The organism is Escherichia sp. E2748, from assembly GCF_005781125.1.
In the GTDB taxonomy this organism is placed as follows: domain Bacteria; phylum Pseudomonadota; class Gammaproteobacteria; order Enterobacterales; family Enterobacteriaceae; genus Escherichia.
Window position 1 is genome coordinate 94,397 of sequence record NZ_VATP01000012.1, and the last position, 18,299, is coordinate 112,695.

General features: G+C 52.0%; 15 protein-coding genes, 5 tRNA genes and 1 pseudogene. 16 read left to right on the forward strand and 5 right to left on the reverse strand.

The annotated features are described in order from the left end of the window. Nucleotides 1–113: 113 nt before the first annotated feature. Nucleotides 114–1,247 carry an NADH:flavorubredoxin reductase NorW gene (gene norW, locus FEK42_RS12185; protein WP_135492923.1) on the reverse strand — a complete coding sequence of 378 codons (1,134 nt, stop codon included), beginning with the start codon at nt 1,245–1,247 and terminating at the stop codon, nt 114–116. Next, complete coding sequence (gene norV / locus FEK42_RS12190; RefSeq protein ID WP_138183925.1) at nt 1,244–2,683, reverse strand: anaerobic nitric oxide reductase flavorubredoxin; 1,440 nt, start codon at nt 2,681–2,683, stop codon at nt 1,244–1,246. The genes norW and norV overlap by 4 nt, the downstream gene beginning before the upstream one ends. Nucleotides 2,684–2,869: 186 nt before the next feature. Here norV and norR point away from each other — a divergent pair, with 186 nt between their 5' ends. Beyond that, nucleotides 2,870–4,384, forward strand: coding sequence for a nitric oxide reductase transcriptional regulator NorR (gene norR / locus FEK42_RS12195; protein WP_135492922.1), 1,515 nt, complete (start codon nt 2,870–2,872; stop codon nt 4,382–4,384). On the opposite strand, the gene gutQ is transcribed toward norR, so the two are convergent. After that, the gene (gene gutQ / locus FEK42_RS12200) at nt 4,381–5,346 is read right to left on the reverse strand and encodes an arabinose-5-phosphate isomerase GutQ (RefSeq protein WP_001683217.1); all 966 of its coding nucleotides are present in this window, start codon (nt 5,344–5,346) and stop codon (nt 4,381–4,383) included. The two genes, norR and gutQ, sit on opposite strands and share 4 nt — an antisense overlap. Before the next feature lie 253 nt (nt 5,347–5,599). On the opposite strand from gutQ, the gene mltB reads away from it, so the two are divergent. Beyond that, nucleotides 5,600–6,685 carry a lytic murein transglycosylase B gene (gene mltB, locus FEK42_RS12205; RefSeq protein WP_130259314.1) on the forward strand — a complete coding sequence of 362 codons (1,086 nt, stop codon included), beginning with the start codon at nt 5,600–5,602 and terminating at the stop codon, nt 6,683–6,685. A gap of 38 nt (nt 6,686–6,723) precedes the next feature. On the opposite strand, the pseudogene FEK42_RS23030 reads toward mltB, so the two are convergent. Next, a pseudogene (locus FEK42_RS23030) lies at nt 6,724–6,962 on the reverse strand (hypothetical protein). 180 nt (nt 6,963–7,142) lie between these two features. Between FEK42_RS23030 and pncC the strand changes: the two are divergent. From pncC to luxS, 14 genes are all read left to right on the forward strand, one after another. Then, the gene (gene pncC, locus FEK42_RS12215) at nt 7,143–7,640 is read left to right on the forward strand and encodes a nicotinamide-nucleotide amidase (RefSeq protein ID WP_135492921.1); all 498 of its coding nucleotides are present in this window, start codon (nt 7,143–7,145) and stop codon (nt 7,638–7,640) included. Nucleotides 7,641–7,719: 79 nt separating this feature from the next. Further along, nucleotides 7,720–8,781 (forward strand): recombinase RecA, encoded by a 1,062-nt coding sequence (gene recA / locus FEK42_RS12220; RefSeq protein ID WP_000963153.1) that lies wholly within the window; start codon nt 7,720–7,722, stop codon nt 8,779–8,781. Nucleotides 8,782–9,018: 237 nt separating this feature from the next. Further along, nucleotides 9,019–9,519: a recombination regulator RecX gene (recX, locus tag FEK42_RS12225; RefSeq protein WP_135492920.1), complete on the forward strand. Its 501-nt coding sequence runs from the start codon at nt 9,019–9,021 to the stop codon at nt 9,517–9,519. Nucleotides 9,520–9,646: 127 nt separating this feature from the next. Then, nucleotides 9,647–12,277: an alanine--tRNA ligase gene (gene alaS / locus FEK42_RS12230; protein WP_000047170.1), complete on the forward strand. Its 2,631-nt coding sequence runs from the start codon at nt 9,647–9,649 to the stop codon at nt 12,275–12,277. Between the two features lie 234 nt (nt 12,278–12,511). Then, a complete protein-coding gene (csrA, locus tag FEK42_RS12235; RefSeq protein ID WP_000906486.1) occupies nt 12,512–12,697 on the forward strand; it encodes a carbon storage regulator CsrA in 186 nt (61 codons plus the stop codon). Between the two features lie 314 nt (nt 12,698–13,011). Beyond that, nucleotides 13,012–13,104 (forward strand) — tRNA-Ser (locus tag FEK42_RS12240). Between the two features lie 3 nt (nt 13,105–13,107). Beyond that, a tRNA-Arg gene (locus FEK42_RS12245) sits at nt 13,108–13,184 on the forward strand. 64 nt (nt 13,185–13,248) lie between these two features. After that, nucleotides 13,249–13,325: transfer RNA gene (locus FEK42_RS12250), tRNA-Arg, on the forward strand. 62 nt (nt 13,326–13,387) lie between these two features. Further along, nucleotides 13,388–13,464, forward strand: a tRNA-Arg gene (locus FEK42_RS12255). 62 nt (nt 13,465–13,526) lie between these two features. Continuing rightward, nucleotides 13,527–13,603 (forward strand) — tRNA-Arg (locus FEK42_RS12260). A gap of 278 nt (nt 13,604–13,881) precedes the next feature. Continuing rightward, complete coding sequence (gene yqaB / locus FEK42_RS12265) at nt 13,882–14,448, forward strand: fructose-1-phosphate/6-phosphogluconate phosphatase (protein ID WP_000273309.1); 567 nt, start codon at nt 13,882–13,884, stop codon at nt 14,446–14,448. After that, nucleotides 14,445–14,873: a YqaA family protein gene (locus FEK42_RS12270; protein ID WP_064529936.1), complete on the forward strand. Its 429-nt coding sequence runs from the start codon at nt 14,445–14,447 to the stop codon at nt 14,871–14,873. Before yqaB ends, FEK42_RS12270 begins: the two co-directional genes overlap by 4 nt. A gap of 72 nt (nt 14,874–14,945) precedes the next feature. Beyond that, nucleotides 14,946–16,502 carry a glutamate--cysteine ligase gene (gene gshA / locus FEK42_RS12275; RefSeq protein WP_000611804.1) on the forward strand — a complete coding sequence of 519 codons (1,557 nt, stop codon included), beginning with the start codon at nt 14,946–14,948 and terminating at the stop codon, nt 16,500–16,502. Nucleotides 16,503–16,651: 149 nt separating this feature from the next. Continuing rightward, nucleotides 16,652–17,167, forward strand: a complete 516-nt coding sequence (gene luxS, locus FEK42_RS12280) for an S-ribosylhomocysteine lyase (protein ID WP_001130211.1) — start codon at nt 16,652–16,654, stop codon at nt 17,165–17,167. 119 nt (nt 17,168–17,286) lie between these two features. Here the strand turns inward: luxS and FEK42_RS12285 are convergent. Next, nucleotides 17,287–18,299, reverse strand: a 1,013-nt coding sequence (locus FEK42_RS12285) for an autotransporter outer membrane beta-barrel domain-containing protein (protein ID WP_138211839.1), incomplete at its 5' end; no start/stop codon positions are given.

An 18,299-nucleotide genomic window follows, 5' to 3' on the forward strand; every position in this document is an offset into this window, starting at 1 on the left:
GCGTCGCATCCGACATTTTGGATACAGTAGCTGGATGCGACATGAACGCATTATGTGACCAACACATGCGCTCCCCGTAGGTCGCATCCGGCATTTTAGGCATAGTAGCCCGCCTACATCGGCAACGTTTTCAACAATCCAAATGCCTCTTTCATCCGATCCTCACTGACCACAAAGGCGCGAAGCTGGTCTGCATCGTCAACGCCGCGCGCCACCATTCCCTGGCGTTCGGTATTAATCTGCCAGCGTAAATCCTGACGCTGGGTTTCGCCTGCCAGATGCAGCGGTAATTCCGGCGTTTTGATTTTCACCAGCATCGCCGGTAGTTTCAGCGGCGTGTTATTGCCGAGAAGATTTTTTGCCAGCACCATCGCGCTAAGTTGAATCGGCTGGAGGAACGGCAATACCTGACCGTTAATTTCCGCGCAATCGCCCAGCGCATAAATATCGGCATTACTGGTTTGCAGATAACTGTCGACGCAAACGCCGCGATTAATCGTCAGCCCGGCGCGTCGTGCCAGGGCGGTTTCCGGGCGCAGTCCGGTGGCGGCAATTACCGCATCCACTTCGATGCTACGCTGGCGGTCCAGCGTTGCCAGAATGCCAGAATCCGTTTTTTCCAGCCCCTGCAACTGAGATTTTAACAGCAGATGAACGCCCATCTCCGTCAACCGATGCTGCAAGCGGCTGCTTACTTCCGGCGGCATTAACGACGCCAGAATGCTGGCGGCGTTATCAATCAGCGTGACCGCTTTGCTTGCCCGACAAAAATCCATCGCCAGTTCGCTACCAATCAAACCACCGCCGACAATCAACACGCGTCGGGCATCCTGCAGTTGTGTTTCACAGGCGCGATACTCTTGCTGACTATTTAACGTCAGCATTAACTCACGCCCAGGCACTGGCGGGACAAAGGCGCTGGCACCGGTTGCCAGCACTAACTTGTCGTATTGCCACTGATTATTCTGACTTTTCACCACATGGGCTTCGGCATCGATATCCGTTACCCAGGTGTGCGGAAACAGGCGCAGATTAAACTGCTCGGCAAATTCACCTGCCGTCTGGCGGGTAAGGTCGTCGGCACGTTGCCCCTGACTGATAACATGGCTGAGGTCAGGTTTGTTGTACTCATCCATGCTGTCGGCGGCAATCAGGGTTAATGGAATACTGGCGTCCTGTTTGCGAATATTTTTCACCAGTTGGCGGGCGGCGAAGCCCGAACCAATGATCACAATGCCGTTGCTCATTTTGCCTCCGATGCCAGTTCGTCAAAGACGTCTTTGCCGAGAGAGCATTCCGGGCAGAGGAAGTTATCCGGAACTTCACTCCACGGCGTTCCCGGCGCGACGTCCTGCATTGGCTCGCCTTTTGCCGGATCGTAAATCCACTGACAGACGCTGCACTGCATCCGTGGGCCGAGGTCAGCCGTCGTGGTGGCAGAGGTTTCTTCTTCAACCACCGTATTCACCGTGCTCTGCGGCAGCGGCGCGAGCGCCCACTGACGGGCGATTTCGCGACCGTGTTCACGGCATAACTCCAGAGCGTCCTGGTCTGGTCGCCATTTGGCTTTCAGGCTAAGTGACATTTCGAAACCTGCATCCTGCAAGCGCGTGGAAAGACGATCCACCGCACCGCCGCTCCAGCCGTGAGAGCCGAAAGCACTGGCGCGTTTGTTACGGAAGCGTAATCCGGTCATCTCCTCCACCAGCCCGGCGATTTTCGGCATCATCACGTTATTCATCGTCGAAGTGCCGACCAGTACGCCTTTTGAGCGGAAGACATTGGTCAGGATTTCGTTTTTATCGCTTCGGGCGACGTTGAAAATTTTCACCACTACGCGCGGGTCGGTTTCCGCGATCCCCTGGGCGATAGCGTCAGCCATCATGCGGGTATTATTCGACATGGTGTCGTAGAAAATGGTGATTCTGTCTTCCTGATAATCCGCCGCCCATTTCAGGTACAGCTCGACAATTTGCGTCGGGTTATCGCGCCATACCACGCCGTGAGAGGTCGCTATCATATCGACTGGCAAGTTAAAGCCCAGGATCTCGGTAATTTTCGGCGTTACCAGGCGGCTGAACGGCGTCAGGATATTGGCGTAGTAACGCTGGCACTGCTCGAAAAGCTCCGTCTGATCCACTTCATCGTTGAACAGATGTTCGTCGCAGTAGTGCTGACCGAAAGCATCGTTACTGAACAGCACCGCGTCGCCTGTCAGGTAAGTCATCATGCTGTCCGGCCAGTGCAGCATTGGCGTTTCGACAAAAATGAGTTGTTTGCCGTTGCCGATATCCAGCGTGTCGCCAGTTTTCACCACATTAAAATTCCACTCCGGATGATGGTGATGACCATTTATCGAGTCGATAGCGTTGGCAGTACAGTAAATCGGCGTATCGGGAATTTGCGCCATCAGTTCGGTCAGCGCCCCGGCGTGGTCCTCTTCTGCATGGTTAATAACGATGTAGTCGATATCCGCCAGATCGATTTCATTACGCAGGTTCTGCACAAATTCGCGGCTGAATTTATGGTCGACGGTGTCGATCAGCACGTTTTTTTCTTCGCGGATGAGGTAGCTGTTGTAGCTGCTGCCGCGCAGCGTTTTATATTCCGTGCCGTGAAAATCACGTACTTCCCAGTCACGTTGACCCACCCAATGAATGTTATTTTTCACCACAATAGACATAGCAACCTCAATTTATTCAGCGTGTTCTAAAAAGATGTCATGTTAATTGCAGATTGCGTGCCAGTTTCTTATCTGATTGTTTTTAATGTATAAATTAATTTATGCTCATTAGTGAGTAGTCAAAATGACTATCAATAAAATGGTCAATATGACAATATCAATAGTCAAATTGACAGTGAGGCAAAGATGAGTTTTTCCGTTGATGTGCTGGCGAATATCGCCATCGAATTGCAGCGTGGGATTGGTCATCAGGATCGTTTTCAGCGCCTGATCACCACGCTGCGTCAGGTGCTGGAGTGCGATGCGTCTGCGTTGCTACGTTACGACTCGCGGCAGTTTATTCCGCTTGCCATCGACGGGCTGGCGAAGGATGTACTCGGTAGACGCTTTGCGCTGGAAGGTCATCCACGGCTGGAAGCGATTGCCCGCGCGGGTGATGTGGTGCGCTTTCCCGCAGACAGCGAATTGCCCGATCCTTATGACGGTTTGATTCCCGGGCAGGAGAGTCTGAAGGTTCACGCCTGCGTTGGTTTGCCGTTGTTTGCCGGGCAAAACTTGATCGGCGCACTGACGCTCGACGGGATGCAGCCCGATCAGTTCGATGTTTTCAGCGACGAAGAGTTACGGCTGATTGCTGCACTGGCGGCGGGAGCGTTAAGCAATGCGTTGCTGATTGAACAACTGGAAAGCCAGAATATGCTGCCAGGTGATGCCGCGCCGTTTGAAGCGGTGAAACAGACGCAGATGATCGGTCTGTCGCCAGGTATGACGCAATTGAAAAAAGAGATTGAGATTGTGGCGGCGTCCGATCTCAACGTCCTGATCAGCGGTGAGACGGGAACCGGTAAGGAGCTGGTGGCGAAAGCGATTCATGAAGCCTCGCCAAGGGCGGTGAATCCGCTGGTCTATCTCAACTGTGCCGCACTGCCGGAAAGTGTGGCGGAAAGTGAGTTGTTCGGGCATGTGAAAGGAGCGTTTACTGGCGCTATCAGTAACCGCAGCGGGAAGTTTGAAATGGCGGATAACGGCACACTGTTTCTGGATGAGATCGGCGAGTTGTCGTTGGCATTGCAGGCCAAGCTGCTGAGGGTGTTGCAGTATGGCGATATTCAGCGCGTTGGCGATGACCGCAGTTTGCGGGTCGATGTGCGCGTGCTGGCTGCGACTAACCGCGACTTACGCGAAGAGGTGCTGGCAGGGCGATTTCGCGCCGACTTGTTTCATCGCCTGAGCGTGTTTCCACTTTCGGTGCCGCCGCTGCGTGAGCGGGGCGATGACGTCATTCTGCTGGCAGGGTATTTCTGTGAGCAGTGTCGTTTGCGGCTGGGGCTTTCCCGCGTGGTATTAAGTGCCGGAGCGCGAAAATTACTGCAACACTATAATTTTCCGGGAAATGTGCGCGAACTGGAACATGCTATTCATCGGGCGGTAGTGCTGGCGAGAGCCACTCGCAGCGGCGATGAAGTGATTCTTGAGGCGCAACATTTTGCTTTTCCTGAGGAGGCGTTGCCGCCGCCAGAAGCGATGACAATGCCCGTTGTTAAGCAAAATCTGCGTGAAGCGACAGAAGCGTTCCAGCGTGAAACCATTCGCCAGGCACTGGCACAAAATCATCACAACTGGGCTGCCTGCTCGCGGATGCTGGAAACCGACGTCGCCAACCTGCATCGGCTGGCGAAACGTCTGGGATTGAAGGATTAAATAATCCCGGCCTGATAGAAATCCTGCAGGTTAATTGCGCCGGTGAGTTTGCCGTTTTCATCCACTACCGGTGCGGCGGTGATTTTGCGTTTCATCAGGATTTCTTTGGCGTCGATGGCACGGCTTTGCGATTGCAACGTGGTGCCGCCGACCGTCATCGCTTCATTGACTGGCGTGGTGAGTGCGCCGCCGCCAACCAGCCAGCGACGTAAATCACCGTCGGTAAAGACGCCTCTCACCAGTCGTTGATCATCGCACACTGCCACCAGACCTAAACCGGTGCGGCTAAGTTCCAGCATCGCGTCCATCACGCTGGCGGTTAACGCCACCTGCGGGATGGCATCGTCACGACGCATAAGATGATGCACTTTGTTCAGCAAGCGAGCGCCCAGTGCCCCGGCTGGGTGGGAGCGGGCAAAATCTTCTTCATTAAATCCGCGCGCCTGCATGACTGCCATCGCCAACGCGTCGCCCATCATCAGGGTATTTACAGTGCTGGAAGTCGGCGCAAGGTGCATCGGGCAGGCTTCGCGTTCTACGGAGATATCCAGCACCGCTTTCGCCGCGAGTCCCAGCGGTGACGTCGGTTTGCCCGTCATCGCCAGCAGCGCGATAGATTTGTCTTCCAGACGCGGAATAATCAGATCCAGTTCCTTCGCGCCACCGGAGTAAGAGATAAACAACATCACATCGCGGCTTTCAATCATCCCCAGATCGCCGTGCAGTGCTTCTGCCGGATGGACAAAAAAAGCCGGTGTGCCGGTGCTGGCAAGTGTTGCGGCGATTTTCTTACCAATGTGGCCCGATTTGCCAATTCCCGAAACTACCACTTTGCCTTCGCAGTGCAGGATGATATTGGCGGCGCGAACAAAATCATCGCCCAGACGTTCCGGTAAACGGCTTGCTTCCTGCAACTCCAGCATTAACGTCTGACGTCCCGCGTTCAGTAGTGCTTCACTCATTGCTCTCTCCGGTTAAGGTCCATTTATTTATTCCAGCCAGGGATTGATGGCCGGAATGAGCGCTCATTATCCAGCGCTATGGGAAGGGAAACAACATATGTGAATTTAGTTACAACATACTTTAAGAAAAAATATGAACTGAAAGAAGAGACTAAAGAGAAATGGAGTGCCGAAAACAGACTACCGCTTCCTTGTGCTGGGCGGGATGCTTTACCATACTTGCCCTTGGTTGAATTTGTTAAATGGACCCCTCATGTTCAAGCATCGTTATGTAACATTGCTTCCCCTTTTTGTGTTACTTGCCGCCTGTAGCAGCAAGCCAAAACAGACTGAGACTGAAACAACCACCGGAACGCCGTCCGGCGGCTTCCTGCTTGAGCCGCAGCACAATGTGATGCAGATGGGCGGAGATTTCGCCAATAACCCCAATGCGCAGCAGTTCATCGAAAAAATGGTGAACAAACATGGTTTCGATCGTCAGCAATTGCAGGAAATTCTCTCTCAGGCGAAACGTCTGGATTCGGTACTGCGGCTGATGGATAACCAGGCACCAACCACATCGGTGAAACCGCCATCTGGTCCGAACGGCGCATGGCTGCGTTATCGCAAAAAATTTATTACGCCGGATAACGTGCAGAACGGCGTGGTTTTCTGGAATCAGTATGAAGATGCGCTGAATCGCGCGTGGCAGGTGTATGGCGTACCGCCGGAAATTATCGTCGGGATTATCGGCGTCGAAACCCGCTGGGGGCGCGTGATGGGGAAAACCCGCATCCTCGATGCGCTGGCAACGCTGTCATTTAACTACCCACGCCGCGCGGAGTATTTCTCTGGCGAGCTGGAAACCTTCCTGCTGATGGCGCGCGATGAGCAGGACGATCCGCTCAATCTGAAAGGTTCCTTTGCTGGGGCGATGGGCTACGGACAGTTTATGCCGTCGTCTTACAAACAATATGCGGTAGATTTCAGCGGCGACGGGCATATCAACCTGTGGGATCCGGTTGATGCGATCGGTAGCGTGGCGAACTATTTCAAAGCGCACGGCTGGGTAAAAGGCGATCAGGTCGCGGTAATGGCAAACGGTCAGGCTCCAGGCTTGCCAAATGGCTTCAAAACCAAGTACAGCATTTCGCAGCTTGCCGCGGCAGGTTTAACGCCACAGCAGTCGCTGGGCAACCATCAACAGGCCAGCCTGCTGCGTTTGGATGTTGGAACAGGTTATCAGTACTGGTACGGTCTGCCGAACTTCTACACCATTACCCGTTATAACCACAGCACACATTACGCAATGGCGGTCTGGCAGTTAGGACAAGCCGTGGCGTTGGCGCGCGTACAGTAACTATCTGCAAGAGGGAGGTTAAACTTCCCTCTGCTTTCTTACTGTTTATTCGAATGACGTAATTGCCTGATTTTTTTTGACAGCGATATCGCATATCCCAGACAGACAACGCCTAACGCAGCCTGACCGAAGTCGAAAGGTTCAAGATAGCCAGAAGATAAAATCTTACATATCACTGAAACCAGTGCGCTGATGCCACCAATGATGACCCACATACGCATTTGCGTGGTCTGTTTAAGCACGTTTTGGGGGGGTTATCCGTTTTCTTTGTTGTCATTATTTTTCTCTCCTTGTGAATACCTGGCAATATGAACGCTGCATGGTAGCGTTTTTCTTTACCGGTTGGCCGCAACAGTCTTATTTCGGAATGCGACTCGTAAAATGAATCGCTGGTCCCCATCTTCTGCGGGAAAGTGCTATCTTGTCCGGCATAAATTTTTGACTGACAGAGGTTGTGATGACTGACAGTGAACTGATGCAGTTAAGCGAGCAGGTAGGGCTGGCGCTGAAATCCCGTGGCGCAACCGTAACAACCGCTGAATCCTGTACTGGCGGTTGGGTAGCGAAAGTGATTACCGATATTGCCGGCAGTTCCGCCTGGTTTGAACGCGGATTTGTCACCTACAGTAACGAAGCCAAAGCGCAGATGATCGGCGTACACGAAGAGACGCTGGCGCAGCATGGCGCGGTGAGTGAACCTGTCGTGGTGGAAATGGCGATAGGCGCACTGAAAGCGGCTCGTGCTGATTATGCGGTTGCTATCAGTGGCATCGCCGGACCGGATGGCGGCAGCGAAGAGAAGCCTGTCGGCACCGTCTGGTTTGCTTTTGCCACAGCCCGCGGCGAAGGCATTACCCGCCGGGAATGCTTTAGCGGCGACCGCGATGCCGTGCGTCGTAAGGCGACGGCTTATGCCTTAAATACGCTGCGGCAACAATTTCTACAAAACACTTGATACTGTATGACTATACAGTATAATTGCTTCAACAGAACATATTGACTATCCGGTATTACCCGGCATGACAGGAGTAAAAATGGCTATCGACGAAAACAAACAGAAAGCGTTGGCGGCAGCACTGGGCCAGATTGAGAAACAATTTGGTAAAGGCTCCATCATGCGCCTGGGTGAAGACCGTTCCATGGATGTGGAAACCATCTCTACTGGTTCGCTTTCACTGGATATCGCGCTCGGAGCAGGTGGTCTGCCGATGGGCCGTATCGTCGAAATCTACGGACCGGAATCTTCCGGTAAAACCACGCTGACGCTGCAGGTGATTGCCGCTGCCCAGCGCGAAGGTAAAACCTGTGCGTTTATCGATGCTGAACACGCGCTGGACCCAGTCTATGCACGTAAATTGGGTGTCGATATCGACAACCTGCTGTGCTCCCAGCCGGACACCGGCGAGCAGGCACTGGAAATCTGTGACGCTCTGGCGCGTTCTGGCGCAGTAGACGTTATCGTCGTTGACTCCGTGGCGGCACTGACGCCGAAAGCGGAAATCGAAGGCGAAATCGGCGACTCTCACATGGGCCTTGCAGCACGTATGATGAGCCAGGCGATGCGTAAGCTGGCGGGTAACCTGAAGCAGTCCAACACGCTGCTGATCTTCATCAACCAGATCCGTATGAAAATTGGTGTGATGTTCGGTAACCCGGAAACCACTACCGGTGGTAACGCGCTGAAATTCTACGCCTCTGTTCGTCTCGACATCCGTCGTATCGGCGCGGTGAAAGAGGGCGAAAACGTAGTGGGTAGCGAAACCCGCGTGAAAGTGGTTAAGAACAAAATTGCAGCGCCGTTTAAACAGGCTGAATTCCAGATCCTCTACGGTGAAGGCATCAACTTCTACGGCGAGTTGGTTGACTTGGGCGTGAAAGAGAAGCTGATCGAGAAAGCTGGCGCGTGGTACAGCTACAAAGGTGAGAAGATCGGCCAAGGTAAAGCGAATGCGACTGCCTGGCTGAAAGATAACCCGGAAACCGCGAAAGAGATCGAGAAGAAAGTACGTGAGCTGCTGCTGAGCAACCCGAACTCAACGCCGGATTTCTCTGTAGATGACAGCGAAGGCGTAGCAGAAACTAACGAAGATTTTTAATCGTCTTGTTTGATACTCAAGGGGCGCATCTGCGACTCTGAGGCGGATGACAAACGCAAAATTGCCTGATGCGCTACGCTTATCAGGCCTACATGTTCTCTGCAATGTATTGAAGTTGCACGGTTTGTAGGACGGATAAGGCGCTCACGCCGCATCCGGCATGAACAACGCCACTTTGTCAGCAAAACCTGGGTCGCATCTGCGGCCCTTTTGCTTTTTAAGTTTTAAGGATATGCCATGACAGACTCAACATCCCGTCGCCCGGCATATGCTCGTCTGTTGGATCGAGCGGTACGCATTCTGGCGGTGCGCGATCACAGTGAGCAAGAACTGCGACGTAAACTCGCGGCACCGATTATGGGTAAAAGTGGCCCGGAAGAGATTGATGCCACGGCAGAAGATTACGAGCGCGTTATTGCCTGGTGCCATGAACATGGCTATCTCGATGACAGCCGATTTGTTGCGCGCTTTATTGCCAGCCGTAGCTGCAAAGGTTATGGACCTGCGCGTATTCGTCAGGAACTGAATCAGAAAGGTATTTCCCGCGAAGCGACAGAAAAAGCGATGCGTGAATGTGACATTGACTGGTGCGCACTGGCACGCGATCAGGCGACGCGAAAATATGGCGAACCTTTGCCAACTGTCTTTTCAGAAAAAGTTAAGATCCAGCGTTTTCTGCTCTATCGTGGCTATCTGATGGAAGATATCCAGGAGATTTGGCGAAATTTTGCCGACTGAACGCATACGGTATTTTACTTCCCAGTCAAGAAAACTTATCTTATTCCCACTTTTCAGTTACCAGCCCGGCGGTTAAGACACGCTGTAGCTGGTGGCGATATTTCGTTAGCTTGATTTCAGGATAATTATGAGCAAGAGCACCGCTGAGATCCGTCAGGCGTTTCTCGACTTTTTCCATAGTAAGGGACATCAGGTAGTTGCCAGCAGCTCCCTGGTACCCCATAACGACCCAACTTTGTTGTTTACCAACGCCGGGATGAACCAGTTCAAGGATGTCTTCCTTGGGCTCGACAAGCGTAATTATTCCCGCGCTACCACTTCCCAACGCTGCGTGCGTGCGGGTGGTAAACACAACGACCTGGAAAACGTCGGTTACACCGCGCGTCACCATACCTTCTTCGAAATGCTGGGCAACTTCAGCTTCGGCGACTATTTCAAACACGATGCCATTCAGTTTGCATGGGAACTGCTGACCAGCGAAAAATGGTTTGCCCTGCCGAAAGAGCGTCTGTGGGTTACCGTCTATGAAAGCGACGACGAAGCCTACGAAATCTGGGAAAAAGAAGTAGGGATCCCGCGCGAACGTATTATTCGCATCGGCGATAACAAAGGTGCGCCATACGCATCTGACAACTTCTGGCAGATGGGTGACACTGGTCCGTGCGGCCCGTGCACCGAAATCTTCTACGATCACGGCGACCACATTTGGGGTGGCCCTCCGGGAAGCCCGGAAGAAGACGGTGACCGCTACATTGAGATCTGGAACATCGTCTTCATGCAGTTCAACCGCCAGGCAGATGGCACGATGGAACCGCTGCCGAAGCCGTCTGTAGATACCGGTATGGGTCTGGAGCGTATTGCCGCCGTGCTGCAACACGTAAACTCCAACTATGATATCGACCTGTTCCGTACGCTGATTCAGGCGGTGGCTAAGGTGACTGGCGCGACCGATCTGAGCAATAAATCGCTGCGCGTTATCGCTGACCACATTCGTTCTTGTGCGTTCCTGATCGCGGATGGCGTAATGCCGTCCAACGAAAACCGTGGTTATGTGCTGCGTCGTATCATTCGTCGCGCAGTGCGTCACGGCAATATGCTGGGCGCGAAAGAAACCTTCTTCTACAAACTGGTTGGTCCGCTGATCGACGTTATGGGCTCTGCGGGTGAAGACCTGAAACGCCAGCAGGCGCAGGTTGAGCAGGTGCTGAAGACTGAAGAAGAGCAGTTTGCCCGTACTCTGGAGCGCGGTCTGGCACTGCTGGATGAAGAGCTGGCAAAACTTTCTGGTGATACGCTGGATGGTGAAACAGCTTTCCGCCTGTACGACACCTACGGCTTCCCGGTTGACCTGACGGCTGACGTTTGCCGTGAGCGCAACATCAAAGTTGACGAAGCTGGTTTTGAAGCAGCAATGGAAGAGCAGCGTCGTCGTGCGCGCGAAGCCAGCGGCTTTGGTGCCGATTACAACGCAATGATCCGTGTTGATAGTGCATCTGAATTTAAAGGCTATGACCATCTGGAACTGAACGGTAAAGTGACCGCGCTGTTTGTTGATGGTAAAGCGGTTGATGCCATCAATGCAGGCCAGGAAGCTGTGGTCGTGCTGGATCAAACGCCATTCTATGCAGAATCCGGCGGTCAGGTTGGCGATAAAGGCGAACTGAAAGGCGCTAACTTCTCCTTTGCGGTGGAAGATACGCAGAAATATGGCCAGGCGATTGGTCACATCGGTAAACTTGCTGCGGGTTCTCTGAAAGTGGGCGACGCGGTACAGGCAGATGTAGATGAAGCTCGTCGCGCTCGTATTCGTCTGAATCACTCCGCAACGCACCTGATGCACGCTGCGCTGCGTCAGGTTCTGGGTACTCATGTCTCCCAGAAAGGTTCGCTGGTTAATGACAAGGTGCTGCGTTTTGACTTCTCGCATAACGAAGCGATGAAACCAGAAGAGATTCGTGCTGTCGAAGATCTGGTGAACGCGCAGATTCGTCGTAACTTGCCTATCGAAACCAACATCATGGATCTCGAAGCGGCGAAAGCGAAAGGTGCGATGGCGCTGTTCGGCGAGAAGTATGATGAACGTGTACGTGTGCTGAGCATGGGCGATTTCTCCACCGAGCTGTGTGGTGGTACTCACGCCAGCCGCACCGGTGATATTGGTCTGTTCCGTATCATTTCTGAATCGGGTACTGCTGCAGGCGTTCGTCGTATCGAAGCGGTAACCGGAGAAGGTGCTATCGCCACCGTTCATGCAGACAGCGATCGCTTAAGCGAAGTCGCGCATCTGCTGAAAGGCGATAGCAATAATCTGGCTGATAAAGTGCGCTCAGTACTGGAACGTACGCGTCAGCTGGAAAAAGAGTTACAACAGCTTAAAGAACAGGCTGCCGCACAGGAGAGCGCAAATCTTTCCAGTAAGGCAATTGATGTTAATGGTGTTAAGCTGTTGGTTAGTGAGCTTAGCGGTGTTGAGCCGAAAATGTTGCGCACCATGGTTGACGATTTAAAAAATCAGCTGGGGTCGACAATTATCGTGCTGGCAACGGTAGCCGAAGGTAAGGTTTCTCTGATTGCAGGCGTATCTAAGGACGTCACAGATCGCGTGAAGGCAGGGGAACTGATTGGTATGGTCGCTCAGCAGGTGGGCGGCAAGGGTGGTGGACGTCCTGACATGGCGCAAGCCGGTGGTACGGATGCTGCGGCCTTACCTGCAGCGTTAGCCAGTGTGAAAGGCTGGGTCAGCGCGAAATTGCAATAATATAAGTGTCAGGCAATGCCGTGGACTTGCTTCACGGCATTCGCATCGACGCTATCGACAATGATAAAGTCAGGTTGAAGTTGTGTATATCGGCTAAACTTAGGTTTAACAGAATGTAATGCCATGACTGCTTAGATGTAATGTGTTTGTCATTGCTTACTTTTTGGCGTTATATGATGGATAATGCCGGGATACAGAGAGACCCGACTCTTTTAATCTTTCAAGGAGCAAAGAATGCTGATTCTGACTCGTCGAGTTGGTGAGACCCTCATGATTGGGGATGAGGTCACCGTGACAGTTTTAGGGGTAAAGGGCAACCAGGTACGTATTGGCGTAAACGCCCCGAAGGAAGTTTCTGTTCACCGTGAAGAGATCTACCAGCGTATCCAGGCTGAAAAATCCCAGCAGTCCAGTTACTAATCTTTCCGCGTCTCATCTTTAACGGTGAGACGCACCCTCAAAATTTCTCTTTCACTTCATTTTTTTTCGCGTTACTCCCGTTCATTTAACTTTTGCCTTCATTTTTCTCTATCACTGCTACCTGTCAGAGGCCTGTTTTTCTGTTGATAAAACACTCTTTTTGACGTTTTTACAGACTAATTGAGCGCGAAGTGTGCAAACAATAAAAGTGTGGGAAAAATTGTTTGACTTATAAGTCTCAGAAAGTAATATGTGCGCCACGCAGCGACGATGAGCGATAAACAAGTTCTTCGAAGCACTCGTAAGAGGCGTGTGGTGAGGTGGCCGAGAGGCTGAAGGCGCTCCCCTGCTAAGGGAGTATGCGGTCAAAAGCTGCATCCGGGGTTCGAATCCCCGCCTCACCGCCATTTGCATCCGTAGCTCAGCTGGATAGAGTACTCGGCTACGAACCGAGCGGTCGGAGGTTCGAATCCTCCCGGATGCACCATCTCTTACTTGATACGGCTTTAGTAGCGGTATCAAAAAATCTGCAGTAAAGTAAGTTTCCCGATGCATCCGTAGCTCAGCTGGATAGAGTACTCGGCTACGAACCGAGCGGTCGGAGGTTCGAATCCTCCCGGATGCACCATCTCTTACTTGATATAGCTTTCGTAGCGATATCAATATCAGCAGTAAAATAAATTTCCCGATGCATCCGTAGCTCAGCTGGATAGAGTACTCGGCTACGAACCGAGCGGTCGGAGGTTCGAATCCTCCCGGATGCACCATCTCTTACTTGATATAGCTTTCGTAGCGGTATCAATTTCAGCAGCAAAATAAGTTTCCCGATGCATCCGTAGCTCAGCTGGATAGAGTACTCGGCTACGAACCGAGCGGTCGGAGGTTCGAATCCTCCCGGATGCACCATCTTCTCCGTATTACTCACGATTGATAATCTTCACGGTCTGCAATATTGATGTATGCACCAGGGAGGATAACGTTGCGCCAGCAACGGCCCGAAGGGCGAACGCCAGTGAGTCATCCTCCCGGATGCACCATCTTCTCCAAAAAATTTCCTTCAAAAATATCTCATTTCTAAATAACTACTTTATCCATTTCCTGAATTTTCTTCTCCTTCGCCATCAGCGACAAAATCAAGCAATTACGCTAAAGTAGCGTCATATTTTTCGACTTGCGAGAAGACCATGTACGAGCGTTATGCAGGTTTAATTTTTGATATGGATGGCACAATCCTGGATACGGAGCCTACGCACCGTAAAGCGTGGCGCGAAGTATTAGGGCATTACGGTCTTCAGTACGATGTTCAGGCGATGATTGCGCTTAATGGCTCGCCCACGTGGCGTATTGCTCAGGCGATTATTGAGCTGAATCAGGCCGATCTCGACCCGCATGCGTTAGCGCGTGAAAAAACAGAAGCAGTAAGAAGTATGCTGCTGGATAGCGTCGAGCCGCTTCCTCTTGTTGAAGTGGTGAAAAGCTGGCACGGACGTCGACCAATGGCTGTTGGAACGGGGAGTGAAAGCGCCATCGCTGAGGCATTGCTGGCGCACCTGGGATTACGCCGTTATTTTGATGCGGTCGTTGCCGCCGATCACGTCAAACACCATAAACCTGCGCCAGACACATTTTTGTTGTGCGCACAGCGTATGGGCGTGCAACCAACGCAGTGTGTGGTCTTTGAAGATGCTGATTTCGGTATTCAGGCTGCTCGCGCTGCAGGCATGGACGCTGTGGATGTTCGCTTGCTGTGAGTGAAGCTTTATCGCTTTTCTCGTTGTTTGCCAGTAGTTTCCTCAGCGCTACACTATTACCCGGTAATTCCGAAGTCGTCCTGGTTGCAATGTTACTTTCCGGGGTAAGTCATCCCTGGGTTTTAGTGTTAACAGCAACAATGGGTAATAGCCTTGGAGGGCTAACTAACGTTATCCTTGGGCGTTTCTTTCCACTGCGCAAAACATCGCGCTGGCAAGAGAAAGCCATCGGCTGGCTGAAACGATATGGTGCAATCACACTATTATTAAGCTGGATGCCCGTGGTTGGCGATTTACTGTGTCTGTTAGCGGGATGGATGCGCATCTCGTGGGGACCAGTAATCTTTTTTTTGTGCCTTGGTAAAGCGTTACGCTATGTTGCGATTGCAGTAGCTACCGTTCAGGGCATGATGTGGTGGCACTAATTGTAGGCCTGCACACATGGCCACCATTACAGTTATGCTAAATAAAACGATTTTGACAGGCGGGAGGTCAATTTGATCCCGGACGTATCACAGGCGCTGGCCTGGCTGGAAAAACATCCTCAGGCGTTAAAGGGGATACAGCGTGGGCTGGAGCGCGAAACTTTGCGTGTTAATGCTGATGGCACACTTGCAACAACAGGTCATCCTGAAGCATTAGGTTCCGCACTAACGCATAAATGGATAACCACCGATTTTGCGGAAGCATTGCTGGAATTTATTACACCAGTGGATGGTGATATTGAACATATGCTGACCTTTATGCGCGACCTGCATCGTTATACGGCGCGCAATATGGGCGATGAGCGGATGTGGCCGTTAAGCATGCCATGCTACATCGCAGAAGGTCAGGACATCGAACTGGCACAGTACGGCACTTCTAACACCGGACGCTTTAAAACGCTGTACCGTGAAGGGCTGAAAAATCGCTACGGCGCGCTGATGCAAACCATTTCCGGCGTGCACTACAATTTCTCTTTGCCAATGGCATTCTGGCAAGCGAAGTGCGGTGATATCTCGGGCGCTGATGCCAAAGAGAAAATTTCTGCGGGCTATTTCCGCGTTATCCGCAACTACTATCGCTTCGGTTGGGTCATTCCTTATCTGTTTGGTGCGTCTCCGGCGATTTGTTCTTCTTTCCTGCAAGGAAAACCAACGTCGCTGCCGTTTGAGAAAACCGAGTGCGGTATGTATTACCTGCCGTATGCGACCTCTCTTCGTTTGAGCGATCTTGGCTATACCAATAAATCGCAAAGCAATCTCGGTATTACCTTCAATGATCTCTACGAGTACGTCGCAGGGCTCAAGCAGGCTATCAAAACGCCGTCGGAAGAGTACGCGAAGATTGGTATTGAGAAAGACGGTAAGCGGCTACAAATCAACAGCAACGTGCTGCAGATTGAAAACGAACTGTATGCGCCGATTCGTCCAAAACGCGTTACTCGCAGCGGAGAATCGCCTTCTGATGCGCTATTACGTGGCGGCATTGAATATATTGAAGTGCGTTCGCTGGACATCAACCCGTTCTCGCCGATTGGTGTAGATGAACAGCAGGTGCGTTTCCTCGACCTGTTTATGGTCTGGTGTGCGCTGGCTGATGCACCGGAAATGAGCAGTAGCGAACTTGCCTGTACACGCGTTAACTGGAACCGGGTGATCCTCGAGGGTCGTAAACCAGGCCTGACGCTGGGTATCGGTTGCGAAACTGCGCAGTTCCCGTTGCCGCAGGTGGGTAAAGATCTGTTCCGCGATCTAAAACGCGTCGCGCAAACGCTGGATAGCATTAACGGCGGCGAAGCGTACCAGAAAGTGTGTGATGAACTGGTCGCCTGCTTCGATAATCCTGATCTGACTTTCTCTGCGCGTATCTTAAGGTCTATGATTGATACTGGCATTGGCGGAACAGGTAAAGCGTTTGCAGAAGCCTACCGTAATCTTCTGCGTGAAGAGCCGCTGGAAATTCTGCGCGAAGAGGATTTTGTAGCCGAGCGCGAGGCGTCTGAACGTCGCCAGCAGGAAATGGAAGCCGCTGATACCGAACCGTTTGCGGTGTGGCTGGAAAAACACGCCTGACAGAAAAGAAAAAGGCCACTCGTGAGTGGCCAAAATTTCATCTCTGAATTCAGGGATGATGATAACAAATGCGCGTCTTTCATATACTCAGACTCGCCTGGGAAGAAAGAGTTCAGAATATTTAAAAAAAATTTACCGGAGGTGGCTAAATGCCGTTGTTAGATAGCTTCACAGTCGATCATACCCGGATGGAAGCGCCTGCAGTTCGGGTGGCGAAAACAATGAACACCCCGCATGGCGACGCAATTACCGTGTTCGATCTTCGCTTCTGCGTGCCGAACAAAGAAGTGATGCCAGAAAGAGGGATCCATACCCTGGAGCACCTGTTTGCTGGTTTTATGCGTAACCATCTTAACGGTAATGGCGTTGAGATTATCGATATCTCACCAATGGGCTGCCGCACTGGTTTTTATATGAGTCTGATTGGTACGCCTGATGAGCAGCGTGTCGCTGATGCCTGGAAAGCGGCAATGGAAGACGTGTTGAAAGTGCAGGATCAGAATCAGATCCCGGAACTTAACGTCTATCAGTGCGGTACTTACCAGATGCACTCTTTGCAGGAAGCACAGGATATTGCGCGTAGCATTCTGGAACGTGACGTGCGCATCAACAGCAATGAAGAACTGGCGCTGCCGAAAGAGAAGTTGCAGGAACTGCACATTTAGTTGGTTAGTGCAGAAGCAGCCGGAGATGCAACAGCACCGTCCGGCTTGCCTGGTGCGCTACGCTTATCTGGTTGACGCAGGGAGCATGCCACCTGTACGTGACAGGTGGCAAAGTGGCATTAAAAGAGATATTTCACGCCCAGCATTCCCTGGGTATCACTGTAACCGTTGTCACCCAACTGCTGGGCGACGTTGCCCCACAGTTGCAGACGTGGAGTAATCTGACCTTCCACCCCCGCTTTTAACTCGCCAGTGTTACGCGCGCCGATGATCTCATCGCCGATGTGATCCATCTTCACGCTGTAATTGCGGGAGTTATAAATCCAGTTGGCTTCCACGAAAGGCTGGAAAGAACGCTCTTTATGATCATCAATAGCATGATGACCCTGCAGATACGCTTTCACCCCCAGGCGCGTTTGCAGGTTGCCTTCGGTGCTGTCCTCAACCAGCGTGCCATTGTCTTCCGTATGGTTGTCTGCCTTCACATCTATCCACGTCAGTTGCATTTTGGGCTGCAACCAGTAGCTGGTACGCGCATCAGCGCTTTCACCGAGACGGAAGGTATAACCCGCTTCAATGGCGGCGGTGATGCCGTCAGAGTGATACTTTTCACTGGGCAGATACTCGCCGGAGACGGTGTTATCAAACCAGTTATAGAGCAACCAGCTGTCAACATAAGTCCCGGTTTTGTCTGCTTCGTTAGCGTACCAGGTGCCATACACGCCCACACTGTAGCCGTCGATTTGCCCACGTGAGCTGTACCCGGTCAGGCTGGAATGCGTGTGACTCTTGCTGTTGGCATAGCCAGCCATTAAGCCGAGATGCCAGCGATCAAGGTCATTACTGCTCCATTGCGCAAGATCGCCGCCCAGTTGCAGAACATAACGGTTGCTCTGGGTATTCAGTTCATCCGAACGATCTTTAAAGCGATTATGCCCGCCAATATTACGCATCCACAAACTGGTCACTTTCTGTTCGCCAGTGAGCAGGTCGGTGTATTGTGTTTCCCCCAGACGGTCATGCAGCCGGGTATTAAACAGCGTATTTGCCGCCTGAATATTGGCCAGATAGCTACCAATTTCCGGGCGATACAGATGTTTTCGTTCTGGTTGTGGAACAGATGGCGTAACAG